Raw genomic sequence first — 15,571 nt, 5'->3', positions numbered from 1 at the left:
CCACTGCGGTTCAGCCACAATCGGTCGGCTAACCCTTTGATCTACCGGAGAACGCCGCCCCATGGAAGTACTGGAGCCGCAACAATCCCCGGTGCGCACCCTTCGACCTGTGTTCGCCTTCGCGGCGATCGTTGTCGTGGCGTTCGCGCTGTTCGTCAGCCTGTTCCCGCTCGGTGCGGGCCGCCTTCTGGTCAAGGCGCAGGACTGGGCCGCCCTCAATGTCGGCTGGTACTACCTGCTGGCAATGACCCTGTACCTGGTGTTCGTGGTCGGCGTGGCGCTGTCCAAGTATGGCGGCATCAAGCTCGGCGCGGACCATGACGAGCCGGAGTTCAGCTATCTCTCCTGGGCCGGCATGCTGTTTGCCGCCGGCATCAGCATTACGCTGTTCTTCTTCTGCGTCTCCGAACCTCTGACCCATTACATGCAGCCGCCGCAAGGCGATCCGGCGGCCGGTGAGGCCGGTGCGCGCCAGGCCATGCAGCTGCTGTTCCTGCACTGGGGCCTGCATGGCTGGGGCGTGTTCGCGCTGGCGGCGATGGCGATGGCCTACTTCGCCTACCGGCACAATCTGCCGCTGGCACTGCGTTCGGCCCTCTACCCGCTGATCGGCAAGCGCATCAATGGCCCGATCGGCTACACCGTGGACGCGCTGGGCATTGTCGCCACCGTGTTCGGCATCGGCGCCGACATGGGCTTCGGCGTGCTGCACCTCAACGCAGGCCTGTCGCACCTGTTCAACATCCCGCACTCCAACCTGGTGCAGATCATCCTGGTGGTCGCCATGATGGGCGCAGCGGTGGCCGTCGCCGTCTCCGGGGTGGAAAAGGGCGTGCGCTGGATGGCCAACATCAACATGCTGCTGGCGATCGCGCTGGTGCTGTTCATGCTGTGCGCCGGCCCCACCCAGTACCTGCTCAGCACGCTGATGCAGAACCTGGGCGACTACCTCGGTAGCGTGGTGGGCAAGAGTTTCGATGTGTACGCCTATGGCGGCCGTCCCGAATGGCTGGGCGGCTGGACGGTGTTCTACTGGGCCTGGTGGATCGGCTGGGCGCCGTTCGTCGGCCTGTTCATCGCCCGCATCTCGCGTGGCCGCACCATCCGCGAGTTCGTGTTCGGCGTGCTGCTGATCCCGCTCGGCTTCACCCTGGCGTGGCTGTCGATCTTCGGCAACAGTGCACTGGACCAGGTGCTGCACCATGGCCAGCAGCAGTTGGCACAGCTGGCGGTGGATGACCCACCCACCGTGCTGTATGCCCTGCTGGATGGGTATCCGTGGAGCAAGGCGGTGATCGCGGTGACCGTGCTGATCAGCTTCATCTTCTTCGTGACGTCGGCGGATTCGGGGGCGGTGGTGTTGTCCACGCTGTCCTCGCATGGCGGTGCGCCCGAGGACGACGGCCCACGCTGGCTGCGTGTGTTCTGGGGCACGGTGATCGCGGTTCTGACCGCTGGCCTGCTGTTGGCCGGCAGCATCGATGCATTGAAGTCGGCGGTTGTACTGGCGTCGCTGCCGTTCTCGGCGGTGCTGCTGCTGATGATGTGGGGCCTGACCCGCGCCTTCAGCGATGAGTCGCATCGTAAACGCGCGCAGCAATACCGGCCTTCGCCGCTGATCGGCGACGACCGCCATCACCAGGGCTGGCGCCAGCGCCTGACCCAGGCCATGCATTTCCCGGTGCGCGACCAGGTCTACCGCTTCATGGACGACACCGTGAAGCCGGCGATGGAGGCGGTGGCCGAGCAGCTGCGAGGGCAGGGTTGGGATGTGGCCACGCGCTTCGAGGCCGGTGACATGGAGCTGTCGGTGAATCACGGCGAGCAGCAGGATTTCCAGTACCGGGTAATCCTCAGTGGCTACCTGACCCCGTCGTTCGCCGCACAGCAGCTGCGCAACCAGCGCTACTACCGCGCCGAAGTGCATCTGTACGAAGGCAGCCAGGATTACGATCTGGTGGGCTACAGCCGCAAGCAGATCATCAACGACATCATCAGCCAGTACGAACGGCACCTGCAGTTCCTGCATCTGAGCCGCTGATGCGGTGGGTGCGGTGGTAGTGCCGGTCGCTGGCCGGCAACGCGAACGGGGCGGCGCATCACCGCCGCCCCGTTACCGCTTCAGAACCGGTAGCGAGCGCCGAGCGAGACGAACTGCCCGCGCAGGTTGTACTGGCTGATGTCGAAGCCATTGGAGCCGCCGGCCGGATCGAACGGCGGGTCCTTGTCGGTCAGGTTCAGCACCGACAGCGACAGCGTGGTGTTGGGAATGCCTTCGTACGCCACGTAAAGATCCAGTTGGTGATAGGGCTTGATGCGGTCGCGCAATCCCGGGTTGCTGGTCGCCGTCGCTACGCGCTGGTCGTAGCCGCTCACGTACTGCAGGCTCAGCGTACTGCTCCAGTCGCCCACCGCCCAGTTCAGCGAGGTCGTGCCGCGCGTACGCGGCAGTGCGCCGTGGCGGTTGTTGCCGGCCCCTTCGTACGGCGCCTGGCCGGCCACCAGCGGTTGCTTGAAGCTGAGCAGGTGGGTCCAGCTGCCGGCCACGGTGAAGTTGCCCCAGCCGTCGGTGCGGAAGGTGCGGCTGGCGTCCAGGTCCAGCCCCGAGGTGGTCAGCTCACCCTGGTTGGCGTACTGGTTGGTGATGAACTGGATGCGGCCGTTCTCGCGCTGCACGCGGCCCGGGAACAACTCTGGGTGATCGACGATGAACTGCGCGCTGTCCGGCTTGACCAGGTTGTCCTGCTCGATGCGGTACCAGTCCAGGCCGATGCTGGTATCGCCATCCGGCGACCACACGGCACCCACGTTGAAATTGCGCGAGCGCTCGGCCTTCAGGTCCGGGTTGCCGGTGCGGATGTTGGTCACGCCACGGCTGCCGCCGGGCTGCAGCGGATCCAGCGGATCGATCACCGAGCCGTAGCTGACGGTCTGGCCCGGCGCGATCTCCGGCAGCGACGGCGCGCGGAACCCGCGTGAGAACGAGCCGCGCAGCAGCAGGCTGTCCAGCGGCTGCCAGCGCAGCGCCACCTTCGGCGAGAACGCCTTGCCGAAGTCATCGTAGCGGTCGCCGCGACCGGCCAGCTGCAGTTCCAGCGTGCGGTGCAACGGCACGCTCAGTTCGGCGTAGGCGGCACTGACCTGGCGCTCGCCGTTGACCACGTTGATGGCCGGGCGCAGTTCGGTGCCCGACAGTACCTGCGCACTGGTACGCGCATCCAGCGATTCCTTGCGGAACTCGGCGCCCCAGGCGAAGCCGACTGCACCGGCCGGCAGCTCCCACAGCGAGGTCGAGGCCTTCACGTTCAACGCGTGCAGCTTGTACCAGCCCGGGCGCTTGGTTTGCAGGCGCAGTGCATCCAGCGCCCCCGGCGTGCTGGACGGGTTGAGGAAGTTGTAGCTGCCATCGCGCAGGATCTGCTCGAACGCGTAGCGGTTGACGAAGTTGTCGACGTACTCGCGCTGCGCGCTCTGCGAGGTCAGCGCTGCCACTTCCCAGTCCCAGCGCTCGCCGCTGCCGCGCACGCCGGCCAGGGCACGGTAAAACACCTGGGTGTTGTCCTTCAGTCGCGGGCCGAGATCGAAGAAGGTGTACTCGAACGGCAGCGGCGTGTTGCCCGGATTGTTCGGATGACCGACCGGCAGCACCGCCGGAACGTCGATCAGGGTGCCGGTGGCCGGGTTGTAAGCACGTAGACCCGGGCCTACGGTCAGCGGCGCGCTGAAGATCTGGTCGGCCTTGTTGTGGCTGTACAGCACGTCGGCGAAGGCCTCGACGCTGTCGTTGAAGCGGTAGGTTGCACTCAGCGACGCCTGCAGGCGCTCGGCGCCGGGCTGCAGGGTCTTGAACGGTTGCGCGTTGAAGGCGCAGGCCTGGCCGGGCAGGGTGCTGCCGAAATCGCTGTACGGGCGCAGTTGGCTGCCGTCGGGGCAGTTGGCAAACGGCTGCGGTGCACGGGGGTTGCTCAGCCAGTTGCCACCGGCAGTGGACCAGCCGGCCAGGCGGCCACCGGGCTTGTCGCGGAAGTCACCACTGCGGGTATAGGCGCGGTCATCGCCATCGAGGCGGTCGCGCTTGAGCAGGTCCAGCCCGAACAGCACATTCCAGCCCTGCTGTTCCAGATCACCGAAGCCGGCCAGCAGGTTGGCCTTGCGCTCGTCCAGTCCACCCTGGGTGGCGGTACCGAAACCACCGCCGACTTCCACGCCCTGGAAGTTCTTTCGCAGGATGATGTTGATGACGCCAGCGATGGCGTCGGAGCCATACACCGCCGAGGCACCGTCCTTCAGCACTTCGATGCGCTCGACCGCGCTGATCGGCAGTGCGTTGAGGTCGACGAAGGTGTCCTGGGTATTGAGTGCAAAGCCGAAGTTGGAGACGCGATAGCCGTTGACCAGCACCAGCGTGTTCTTCGGCGACAGGCCGCGCAGGCCGATCGACGCCGAGCCCGCGGCGAAGCTGCCGGTGTACTGCTCGTCAAAACTGTTGCCGGCGTTGGCCGACAGGTTGCGCAGCACGTCGGTGAGGGTGGAGCGGCCGGTCTGCTCGATCTGTTCGCGGCTGACGATCTGCACCGGGTTGGGCCCAGCGGTATCGCTGCGCTTGATGTTGGAGCCGGTCACAAGCACGGTGCCTAGGGTGGTGCTGTCCTTGCCGGAGTCGGCGGTTTCAGCGGCGCCGGCAGCGCCGGCGATGAGGCCCAGCGCGATGGCGCTGGCAAGCAGGTTCAGGGTGGTGCGGTACATGGAAGCGACAACGCCGAACGGGGGAGGAGCCGTCAGTACCGCACGCAGCCACGTGCGCCTTCCAATGACGAAAGCGCATTCAGTTATACATCACAGGTTCTTAACGAAAGTCTGCACCCTCGATGGGGCGGTCTGCGCTTCGGTGGGTGAGGACCGCTCTTTGGTGGGGGCGGGCCGTTGGTCCGCACTCCTCCCAGGGGTCAGATCCCTTTCCAACGGAAAGGGATCTGACCCCGGCTGTCCAGCCCATCAAGGCCGCAGCAACACCTTGCCATTACGACCCGAACCCGCGCCGGCCTTCGCTGCCTGGGTGATGTCGTCCAGCGCGAAGATCTGCTCCACCGGCAGGGTCAGTTCGCCGCTCGCCGCACGCTTCAGCAGTTCGCCAACCAGCCGGCGCTTGTCCTCCACCGCCATTGCCTGGCTGACCTTGCTGCCCCAGAAACCCTTCACCGTGGCTTCCTTGTAGATCAGGCCACCGGCGGGAATGCGCATCGGCTCGCCGCTCATCACCCCGAACGACACCAGGGTGCCGTGGTGGCCGAGCAGGTCGACCAGATCGCCGCTGGCGTCGCCGCCAATGGAGTCCACCGCGGCCGCGGCCTGCGCTTCGCCGGTAGCGTCACGCACGCGATCCTTCCAGCCGTCCACCGAGGTATCGAACACGTGATCGATGCCCAGCGCCTGCAGCTGCGCGACTGCATCGGCATTGCGCACCAGATTGGCCACATGCACGCCACGCGCCCGCGCCAGCATCGCCAGCGACTTGCCCACCGCGCCGTTGGCGGTGTTCTGCACGATCCACTGGCCCGCCTCGACGTGCAGGAACTCCAGCAGCATCAGCGCGCTCAGCGGCATCGCGATCAGCTGTGCGGCCATTTCATCGGCGATCGCGTCCGGCATCGGAATCACCATGCGTGCCGGTGCAATGAACGCTTCGGCCCAGGTGCCGTGCACCGAGGCGGCGGCAACCCGCTGGCCGATCTGCAGGCCGTCGACGCCGTCACCGAGTGCATCGACCACGCCCAGTGCTTCACTGCCAGCGATCGCCGGCAGCGTCGGCTTGTAGCCGTAGAGGCCACGCACGGTCAGCAGGTCGTGGTTGTGGATCGAGGCCAGCACGGTGCGGATGCGCACCTCGCCGGGCCCGGGCTCGGGCAGGGCGGCATCGACAATGGCAAGGACGTCGGCCGGGTCGCCGAAGGAGGGGTACTGGGCAGCGCGCATGGGCGGTGTTACGTGGAAAGTTGAAGTTGTACCGAACTGGGGACGCAGGCGCCGTCGACAAGGCGCCGCAGGTGCAACACGGCATCCTGCGACTGATCGTCGCGACATGTACTGATTACTGCATCTTGTGTTGACGAGTTCGGATATCCCCACTATGTTGTGGCCGTCACTCCCGGTCAGCCGCCGCCGCCGGACATGCAGCAAACGTCCCGCGGCCCGCCCCTGAAGGCTTGCCGTGTCGACGCGGCCGCCACCGTGCGGACGCAGGTCGCCCCCCACGGCCCGGATACCGGCCGCAGGCGCAGGCAGATGCCGACGACCTACGTTCCCGTGCCTTGGCAATCCACCCGTTCGCCCCGTGCGCCGGTATCGCGTGCAGGGCCGCCATGGCATCGACCGCCAACGCGCGTACGAGCCTGGAGTTCCACCACCATGACCGACAGTACCTTCCGCGTGGCCGATCTGGCCGGCGCTGGCGACGCCTTGCGCGCCGGTGGCGAGCGCGTGCCGACCTGGATCACCAAGGAGGCCGGCAACCGTCGCCTGCCGTTCGAGGCCGATCGCCTGCAGCGCAGCATCGATGCCGTGCATGCCGAGTTCCCGCAGCTGGATGTGAGCGACTACCGCCGCGTGGTGCAGGCGATGGTCGAGCGCAAGCCCAGCATCAGCGCCGATGATCTGGTCGATCTGCTGATCCGCGAGGCTGAGTCGCGGGTGGACCTGGTCGCACCCGAGTGGGAACAGTTTGCCGCGCGCATCTACCTGCGCCGCCTGTACAAGCGCGCCAGCCGCAACCGCTTCTACGACGTTGGACTGAAGTACGGCTCGTATGTGGGCCTGCAGGAAAGCCTGGCCGACCGCGGCATCTACAGCAATGACATCCTGCGCTGCTATTCCAAGGAAGAGCTGCAGCAGGCCGGCGAGATGATCGACCCGGAACGCGACCGCCTGTTCGCCTACAACGGCCTGTACCTGCTGGCCACGCGCTACCTGGCCAGCGACCGCAGCCGCGAGGTCTACGAACTGCCGCAGGAGCGTTGGCTGACCATCGCGCTGTACCTGATGCAGGAGGAAAAGCCGCGTGAGCGGCGCATGCAGTTGGTCGGCGAGGCGTATTGGGCGCTGTCCAACCTGTACATGACGGTGGCCACACCGACCCTGGCCAATGCCGGCAAGGTGGGCGGGCAGCTGTCGAGCTGCTTCATCGACACGGTGGACGACAGCCTGCAGGGCATCTATGACTCCAATACCGATATCGCCCGCGTGTCCAAGCACGGCGGCGGCGTCGGGGCCTACCTGGGCTACGTACGCAGCAGCGGTGCGCCGATCCGTGGCGTGGCCAACTCCTCCGGCGGCGTGGTCCCGTGGATCAAGCAGCTCAACAACACGGCGGTGTCGGTCGACCAGCTCGGCCAGCGCAAGGGCGCGGTGGCGGTGTACCTGGACATCTGGCACCGCGACATTGAAGCGTTCATGGACCTGCGCCTCAACAACGGCGACCAGCGCTTGCGCGCGCACGATGTGTTCACCTCGGTATGCGTGCCCGACCTGTTCATGGAAGCGGTCGAGCGTCGCGCCGACTGGTACCTGTTCGACCCGCACGAGGTGAAGCAGGCCAAGGGCTGGTACCTGCAGGACTTCTACGACGAGAAGCGTGGCTCGGGCAGCTTCCGTGACCGCTATGCCGAGCTGGTGGCCGACGAGCGCATCAGCCGCCGCACGGTGAAGGCGATCGATCTGTTCAAGCGGATCATGCTCAGCCAGCTGGAGACCGGCAACCCGTTCCTGTTCTACCGCGACGAGGTCAACCGCAGGAATCCGAACAAGCACGCGGGCATGATCTATTCCAGCAACCTGTGCACCGAGATCCTGCAGAACATGAGCCCGACGCGGATGATCCAGGAGATCGTCAGCGGCGACCAGATCGTCACGACGCGTCGTGCCGGTGACTTCGTGGTCTGCAACCTGTCTTCGATCAACCTCGGCCGTGCGATCAGTGCACCGGATGACCTGTTGGCCACCGACGTGCTGGAACGCCTGATCCCGATCCAGGTGCGCATGCTCGACAACGTGATCGACCTCAACGCACTGCCGGTGCCGCAGGCCACGATCACCAACCGCAAGTACCGCGCCATCGGCCTGGGTACGTTCGGCTGGCACCACCTGCTGGCGCAGCAGTCGATCCAGTGGGAGTCGCAGGATGCCGAAGAGCTGGCCGACCGCCTGTACGAGCGCATCAACTTCCTGACCATCCAGGCCAGCGCGCAGCTGGCGAAGGAGAAGGGCAGCTACCCGATGTTCGCCGGCAGCGATTGGCACAACGGGCGCTACTTCAGTGACCGCGACTACAGCGGCGCGGCCTGGGACAGCCTCGCCCGCGAGGTCGCCACGCACGGCCTGCGCAACGGCTGGCTGTTGGCGGTGGCGCCGAACATGAGTACGGCACAGATCGCGGGTTCCACCGCCTCGATCGACCCGATCTACAGCGCGTTCTACTACGAGGAAAAGAAGGACTTCCGGCGTCCGGTGGCCGCACCGGGCCTGTCGCTGGAGACCTGGCCGTACTACGAGAAGGGTGCCTACAAGGTCGACCAGTTCGCCAGTGTTCGCCAGAACGCGCGCCGCCAGCGCCATGTCGATCAGTCGATCAGCTTCAACCTGTACGTGCCCAGCACCATCCGCGCCAGCACGCTGCTGGAGCTGCACCTGAGCGCCTGGCGCGAAGGCCTGAAGACCACCTACTACGTGCGCTCCAACGACATCGACATCAGCGAATGCGAGTGGTGCTCCAGCTGACCGCCGGCGACCCGCGGTAGTGCCGGCCGCTGGCCGGCAACACGATAGAAAGAGAACGAAGGCAGAAAACCATGGCAACTCCCCTCGACCGCATCAAGATCCTCGAACCGCGCCATCCCAACCGCAGCACCGGCATCATCAACGGCCGCACCAGCGGCATCCTCAACTGGAACGACATTCCGTACCCGTCGTTCTATCGGGCCTACAAGGAGCTGTCGACCAACTTCTGGATTCCCGATGAGGTGGACATGAAGCTGGACGCCCGCCAGTACGGCGAGCTCAACGCGCGTGAGAAGAATGCCTACGACTCGATCATCGGCCTGCTGGCCACGCTCGATTCGCCGCAGACCCGCTTCATCTACAACGTGGCCGAGTACATCACCGATCCGGCCGCGCATGCCAATGCGGCGATCATCGGCCAGCAGGAGGTGATCCACAACGAGAGCTACAGCTACGTGCTGGCCTCGATCACCGACCTGCCGAACCAGAACCGCATCTTCGAAATCGCCCGCACCCACCCGACCATCATCAAGCGCAACGCGCCGATCATGGGCGCGTATGACGATTTCATGCGCGAGAAGACTGCCGAAACGCTGCTGAAGTCGCTGATCCAGTCCTCGATCCTGGAAGGCATCAACTTCTATTCCGGGTTTGCGTACTTCTACAACATGGTGCGGCAGAACCGCATGAATGGCACCGGCAAGATCATCAGCTTCATCAACCGCGACGAGCTGGCGCATACCAAGTTCATCAGCGAGCTGATCCGCGCCATCATCGGTGAGAACCCGGAGCTGCAGACCAACGAGTTGGCCGCCTACGTGCACCAGTCATTCGAGCATGCCATCGAGCTGGAGACGCAGTGGTCGTCGGAGGTGCTGGACGGTATTGATGGCATCGACGTGGACGAGATGGTGCGCTACGTGAAGTACCGCGCCAACAAGATGGCCGGCATGCTCGGCATCGAGCGCCTGTACAGCGACACCACCGACAACGTGATGCCGTGGATCAAGGCCTACGCCGACAACTTCACCGAAACCAAGACCGACTTCTTCGAGATGCGCAATGCAAGTTACAAGAAGACCAACGTCGACAACGGCTTCGACGACCTCTGAGCCGGGTGAAGCGCTGAGCATTCTGCTGGTGGTGGCCTCGCTGAGTGGCAACACCCGCGAGCTCGGCCGGCAGATTGCCGAGCGTTGCCGTGCAGCAGGCCACGCGGTGCACTGGCAGGAGGCCGACGACCTGCGTCAGGCACCGCCATTGGCCGCTGACGAGGCCGACCTGGTGCTGCTGGGCTGCTGGACCGACAACGCCGGCCGCACGCCGGCGGAGATGAAGGCCTGGGTGGCCGGCATCGCCGACCGCGGCGAGCGGCCACGGCAGCTGGCGGTGTTCGGCACCGGCGAGACGCAGTGGGGACAGGAGTATTACTGCGGCGCCGTGCACCGGCTGATCCGCTATTTCCACAGCAACTACCCGCCGCTGGAGATCGAACAGATGCCGCATGGCGAACGCCATGCCGGGGCCATCGAGGCCTGGACCGATGCGGTCCTGGCCCACTACTGGAGCAACACCAATGCAGATCATCGACGCCACCACGCCTGAGCAGTTCCAGCAGCTGCTGGCCGACCATCCACGCGTGCTGGTGGACTTCCACAAGGACCAGTGCCCGGGCTGCCGGATGCTGGACATGTCGCTGCAGCGGGTGGCCAGCGGCACTGCAGGGCAGGGCACCACCCTGCTGCGCGTGCAGCTGGAAGTGCTGGGTGAAGCGTTCTTCAGGGAACTGGGGTTGCGTCAGACGCCGACGCTGTCCCTGTTCCGCGACGGTGATGAGCGCACCCGCCTGGCCGGGTTCCAGTCGCCGCAACAGATTGAGGCCGCGATCGCGTTGCATCTGTAGAGCCGAGCCATGCTCGGCTGCTTTGCGCGCGATGCGCGATGAGTCGAGCATGGCTCGACTCTACAACGGCGTCCCAGGCATTTCGCGCTATGCGCCGGCGAAGGTATCCACCAGCAGTTTCACGTTCAGCACCACGATCACCAGCGCGATCACCCAGGCGATGCTGCCCAGCCAGCGCGGGGCCACCAGCGCGCCCATCGTCACCTTGTCGGTCACGATCCGCACCAGCGGGATGATCGCGAACGGCAACTGCATGGACAGCACCACCTGGCTCAGCACCAGCAGCTTCACCGCGCCCTGGTCGCCGAACAGCATGATGACCACCACCACCGGAATGATCGCCAGCGCGCGCGTGATCAGTCGACGCAGCCACGGTGGCAGGCGCAGGTGCAGGAAGCCTTCCATCACGATCTGGCCGGCCAACGTGGCTGTGACCGTCGAGTTCAGGCCGGAGGCCAGCAGCGCAATAGCAAACAGCGTCGCCGCCGCGCCCACGCCCAGCATCGGCGCCAGCAACTGGTGCGCCTGCTCGATGTCTTCCACGTCGAAACGGCCATTGGCATGGAACACCGCCGCCGCCAGGATCAGGATGCTGGCATTGATGAAGAGGGCCAGAGTCAGTGCAATGGTGCTGTCGGTCACCGCCCAGCGAAGCGCACTGCGGCGGCCCTCATCGGTGCGTGGGTAGGCGCGGGTCTGCACGATCGACGAATGCAGATACAGGTTATGCGGCATCACCGTGGCACCAATGATGCCGATGGCGATGTACAGCGCATGCGGATCGGTCACCACCTGCGCGCGCGGAATGAAGCCGCCCAGCACTGCCATCACCGGCGGCGCGGCCATCGCGATCTGCACCACGAAGCAGGCGAAGATCACCATCAGCAGCGCGATCACGAAGGCTTCCAGTGCACGGAAGCCGCGGTTCATCAGCAGCAGCACCAGCAGCGTGTCCAAGGCCGTGATCACCGCGCCCCACAGCAGCGGCAGGTCGAACAGCAGCTTCAGTGCGATTGCGGTGCCGATCACCTCGGCCAGATCGCAGGCGATGATCGCCGCCTCGCATAGCGCCCACAGCGCCAGGTTCACCGGCTTCGGGTAACGCGCGCGGCAGGCCTGCGCCAGGTCCATGCCGGTGGCGATGCCCAGCCGCGCCGACAGCGCCTGCAGGATCACCGCCATCAGGTTGGAAATGAGGATGACCGACAGCAGCAGGTAGCCGAAGCGCGAACCGCCGGCGAGGTCGGTGGCCCAGTTGCCCGGGTCCATGTAGCCGACCGAGATCATGTAGCCCGGGCCGAGGAAGGCCAGCAGGCGGAACCACCAGTGGCCCTTGTCGGGCACCGCCACCGAGGCGTTGAGCGCACCCAGGCTGGCCGCAGTGGAGGCCGAAGGGTCGCGGGGTGCCAGGGTGCTCATGGGTTCGAATATAGCTCCTGCTATAGTCATTAGCAATGTGAAACAATCGTCTTTATTGCGTTACTGGTCCAGAATTCAGGTTCAACACCGGAACTACCGGAAGGACAGGCGCAGGCGTGGGCAAGACCGATGATTCGACATCGCTGAAAAGCACCCCCTTGATCGAGGCCGAGCGCCAGGTCGAAAGCTTCCGGCAAGTGCGTGAGGCGCACCGTATGGAGCTGGTGGAGGACTATGTCGAGCTGATTTCGGACCTGCTGGCCGACGGCGGCGAGGCCCGCCAGGTCGACATCGCCACCCGCTTGGGAGTGGCCCAGCCCACCGTGGCGAAGATGCTGCGGCGCCTGGCCCGCGATGGCTGGGTGGTGCAGCGTCCGTATCGTGGCGTGTTCCTGACCCCGGAAGGCGAGGCGCTGGCGCATGCCAGTCGCCAGCGTCATCAGACCGTGGAGCGTTTCCTGCTGGCGCTGGGCGTGGACCCGGATACCGCCCGACGCGACGCCGAGGGTATCGAACACCATGTCAGCGAGCAGACGTTGGCGTTGTTCGAGGCGTTCGTGCGCAAGGCCGAGGGCGGGGCGCCGTAATGGTAGCGCCGGGCCATGCCTGGCGGCCGTAATGTGGCGTCACGCATTTCGCCGGGCATGGCCCGGCGCTACCACGATTGGGTGCCGGCGTTGGGACAATGGGCCTGCTGCTGCGCGCACGCCCGGTTCGTCCATTCTTTCAACACAGGCTGCAGGCCTTGATAGCGTCGCCCGTGCCAGCCATTGGCCAGCACTTTGCCGTCGGCATCGATCAGCACCAGATTCGGCGGTGCCAGCCCGGCCAATGCCTGCAGTGCCGGCATGCGCGCGGCGCGGCGCGGGTCCAGCACCGGCCACGGCATGTCCTGCGCGTGCATGTAGCGGCGCAGCGAGCTGTCGCTCTCATCCAGGCTGACGTAGACCACTTCGGTATCGGCGCCGGCCTCGCGCAACGCGTCACGCACGCTGCGAAGGGTCGGTACGAAGGCATGGCAGGGCGCGCACCAGTCGGCACCGAAGTACAGCGCCACCAGTTTCGGCGGCGGTGACCACTGCATCGGCCGCAATGATCGCTGTTCCGGCCGCATCAACGAGGCCGAGACCTGCGCATGCAGGTCCGCGGCTATCGCCGGTGTGGCCAGCAGCACGGCACAGGCCAGCAACAGCGCTCGTAGTGGATCAGAACGCATAGCGCAGGTTGACGTACCACGAGCGCGCGAAACGCGGCCCGTAGACATAGTCGCTGTCACGCAGCGCGCCCACTTCCAGATCCTTCTGGCGCTGGTCGAATACGTTCTTGACGCCTGCGGCTACCGACACTTCCTGCTGCGCCTGCGCGCCCAGGTGACGGTGCCAACGCGCCCCGAGGTCGGTGACCAGGAACGAGCGCGTGCGGTGCAGTTCGCCCAGCCGGCTGTTCAGCACCGACATCGGGCCGGTGTGGCGCAGCGCGACGAAGGTTTCCCACGGTTCGGCCGGCATCCAGCTGAGCTGGGCCAGGCCGGTCCAGCGCGGCGTCTTCAGGTAGTCGCGGCTTTCGATGACGGTGTCGCCACCGTCGCCGGTGTCATCGAAGATGCGCTGCGGTTCGCGGAAGCGCGAGCGGTACCATGAGGCGCCTGCGGTCAGGCGCCACTGTGGCGATGGCTGCCAGCCGAGGTTGGTTTCCGCGCCCAGCACGTTGGAGCCGGAAGCGTTGTAGCGCAGCTGGCTCAATTGTCCGTCATCGCCGCGCTGGATCTCGCCCAGCGCGAAGGTGTCGCGGATGCGCGCATAGGAGGCAGTGGCATCCCAGCTCCAGACCGGATTCGCCGGGTCCGAGCGCCAGTCGAAGCCGAACAGCGTGGTCAACGCACGCTCTTCCTTCAAGCCGTCGGTATTGCGCACGCGCACCTGTTCCCCGCCAAGGGTATCGACATGCACGTCCTCGACGAAGATCTCCGGCGCACGGAAGCCGGTGGCAATGCCTGCCCGCCATTTCAGGTTCGGCGTGGCCTGCCAGGCCAGCGCGATGCGCGGCGAGAACACCGCGTTGTCCAGCTCCGAGCTCTTGTCCACGCGCGCACCCAATACCAGGTCGACGTTGTCGCGCAGGCTCCATTCGTCCTGGATGAAGGCCCCCAGGTTGTGGAAGGTAGCGTCCTCCAGCACCGCAAGGCGCTGGCCGTCACCGGTGCGGTTGTCGTCGCGCAGCGCCTCGTGCTTGTACTGCACGCCAAAGGCCAGCGCGTGCGCGCCCAATCGCCAGTTCAACTGGCTGTCGATGTAGTGCAGCGGGTTGTGGGTGCGGCCGTACTGGCGCCACGAACGCGAGGCCGCGCTGCCGGTCACGTTCGGGTCCAGCTGCGACGGGTCATAGCCGGGCACCGACGGATCGGTGACGACGTCACCTAGACCGCCATAGAAACTGTCGCGGTCGATGTCGGCGAAGGCGTAGGCCAGGCGGAAATCGAGGTCGGCATTGATCTCCTGGTCCCACGACACGCTGCCTCGGCGGTACTTCGTATCCAGCGATTCGGCGATGTTGGCCAGATACTCGGGCTGGTCCAGGCGGTTGCCGCCGCGGCGGGTTTCATCGGTTACCTGCAGGTCCAGGCGCAGCCGCGTGCCCGGCGTGGGCGCGTACCAGGCCTGCAGCCCGCCGACCTTGAGGTTCTTGCGGGTGATTTCGGTATAGCCATCACCGTTGTAGTCGATGCCGCTGTTCCAGTTGCGCTGGGCAATCACCGATAGGCCGGCCTCTGCTTCCTTGGCCACCAGGTCCAGTCGCACGTCGGCATTCTTCTGCGGTGTGCCCTTCAGCACATCCACACCGGCCTGCACATGGCCACCGCTGCGCGCCGGCAGCGGGGGAATCAGGTTGATCACACCGGCCACCGCGCCCGGCCCATAGAGTGCCGAGCCGCCGCCCTTGACCACTTCGATGCGGTCGACGAAGCCGGCCGGAATCTGTTCCAGGCCGTACACGCTGCCCAGCGTGGACAGCAGCGGAATGCCATCGAACAACAGCTGGTTGTAGGCGCCGGGCAGGCCCAGCAGCTGTACTTCGCTGGTGTTGCAGTTCTGGCAGTTGCTCTCCACGCGTAGGCCGTTGATCAGCTCGGCGGCGCGCGAGAAGTCGGTAGCCGCGCGCAGCGCGATGTCTTCCTTGCGCAGCACCTCGGTGCGGATCGGCACGTCCGACAGCAGGCGTTCGCTGCGGGTGGCGGTGCTGACTTTGACCTGCACGCGGTCCAGCTCGGTCGGCTTCGGAGTGGCCGCCAGCGCGGGCAGGGGCAGGGTCAGGGAAATGGCGGCGGCCAGTGGCAAGCGGCGGAGGATGAGGGAAGCGGGCATGACGCGTCGTCCTTGGGGAGGGTGGGCGGCGAGGGCGACCTGGCTGGTGCATATGAAAGCAGTGGCTTATAGATATAGCAAGGGCTATATAACGAAGTCACAGCAAACTGGTGCGCCG

11 protein-coding genes are annotated in these 15,571 nt (G+C 65.7%); 6 read left to right on the top strand and 5 right to left on the bottom strand.

Annotated elements, in window-relative coordinates; genetic code table 11:
• The first annotated feature begins 61 nt into the window (after nt 1-61).
• Nucleotides 62-2,041 (top strand): choline BCCT transporter BetT, encoded by a 1,980-nt coding sequence (gene betT / locus AC07M7_RS09280; RefSeq protein ID WP_046987060.1) that lies wholly within the window; start codon nt 62-64, stop codon nt 2,039-2,041.
• Nucleotides 2,042-2,121: 80 nt separating this feature from the next.
• On the opposite strand, the gene AC07M7_RS09275 is transcribed toward betT, so the two are convergent.
• A complete protein-coding gene (locus tag AC07M7_RS09275) occupies nt 2,122-4,746 on the bottom strand; it encodes a TonB-dependent receptor (protein WP_495207225.1) in 2,625 nt (874 codons plus the stop codon).
• Between the two features lie 249 nt (nt 4,747-4,995).
• The gene (locus AC07M7_RS09270; RefSeq protein ID WP_428708712.1) at nt 4,996-5,973 is read right to left on the bottom strand and encodes a zinc-binding dehydrogenase; all 978 of its coding nucleotides are present in this window, start codon (nt 5,971-5,973) and stop codon (nt 4,996-4,998) included.
• Nucleotides 5,974-6,405: 432 nt separating this feature from the next.
• On the opposite strand from AC07M7_RS09270, the gene AC07M7_RS09265 reads away from it, so the two are divergent.
• The 4 genes from AC07M7_RS09265 (at nt 6,406) to AC07M7_RS09250 (ending at nt 10,672) form a co-directional block, all read left to right on the top strand.
• Nucleotides 6,406-8,769 (top strand): ribonucleoside-diphosphate reductase subunit alpha, encoded by a 2,364-nt coding sequence (locus AC07M7_RS09265; protein ID WP_495207224.1) that lies wholly within the window; start codon nt 6,406-6,408, stop codon nt 8,767-8,769.
• A 71-nt stretch (nt 8,770-8,840) separates the two neighbouring features.
• Complete coding sequence (locus AC07M7_RS09260) at nt 8,841-9,881, top strand: ribonucleotide-diphosphate reductase subunit beta (RefSeq protein WP_495207223.1); 1,041 nt, start codon at nt 8,841-8,843, stop codon at nt 9,879-9,881.
• Between the two features lie 25 nt (nt 9,882-9,906).
• Entirely contained in the window at nt 9,907-10,374 is a 468-nt protein-coding gene (locus AC07M7_RS09255) for a flavodoxin (RefSeq protein WP_253077827.1), read from the top strand.
• A complete protein-coding gene (locus AC07M7_RS09250) occupies nt 10,346-10,672 on the top strand; it encodes a thioredoxin family protein (protein ID WP_495207222.1) in 327 nt (108 codons plus the stop codon). Before AC07M7_RS09255 ends, AC07M7_RS09250 begins: the two co-directional genes overlap by 29 nt.
• 87 nt (nt 10,673-10,759) lie before the next feature.
• On the opposite strand, the gene AC07M7_RS09245 is transcribed toward AC07M7_RS09250, so the two are convergent.
• Complete coding sequence (locus AC07M7_RS09245) at nt 10,760-12,091, bottom strand: Nramp family divalent metal transporter (protein WP_495207221.1); 1,332 nt, start codon at nt 12,089-12,091, stop codon at nt 10,760-10,762.
• Between the two features lie 116 nt (nt 12,092-12,207).
• On the opposite strand from AC07M7_RS09245, the gene mntR reads away from it, so the two are divergent.
• Nucleotides 12,208-12,678 carry a manganese-binding transcriptional regulator MntR gene (mntR, locus tag AC07M7_RS09240; RefSeq protein ID WP_014037494.1) on the top strand — a complete coding sequence of 157 codons (471 nt, stop codon included), beginning with the start codon at nt 12,208-12,210 and terminating at the stop codon, nt 12,676-12,678.
• A 68-nt stretch (nt 12,679-12,746) separates the two neighbouring features.
• On the opposite strand, the gene AC07M7_RS09235 is transcribed toward mntR, so the two are convergent.
• Nucleotides 12,747-13,307, bottom strand: coding sequence for a thioredoxin-like domain-containing protein (locus AC07M7_RS09235; protein ID WP_495207220.1), 561 nt, complete (start codon nt 13,305-13,307; stop codon nt 12,747-12,749).
• Nucleotides 13,297-15,453, bottom strand: a complete 2,157-nt coding sequence (locus tag AC07M7_RS09230) for a TonB-dependent receptor plug domain-containing protein (RefSeq protein WP_495207219.1) — start codon at nt 15,451-15,453, stop codon at nt 13,297-13,299. Before AC07M7_RS09230 ends, AC07M7_RS09235 begins: the two co-directional genes overlap by 11 nt.
• Nucleotides 15,454-15,571 lie beyond the last annotated feature (118 nt).

This window comes from Stenotrophomonas sp. GW821-FHT09E08 (assembly GCF_059416125.1).
The sequence above is the reverse complement of the archived record's forward strand: the minus strand, read 5'-3'. Positions and strand labels throughout refer to the sequence as shown.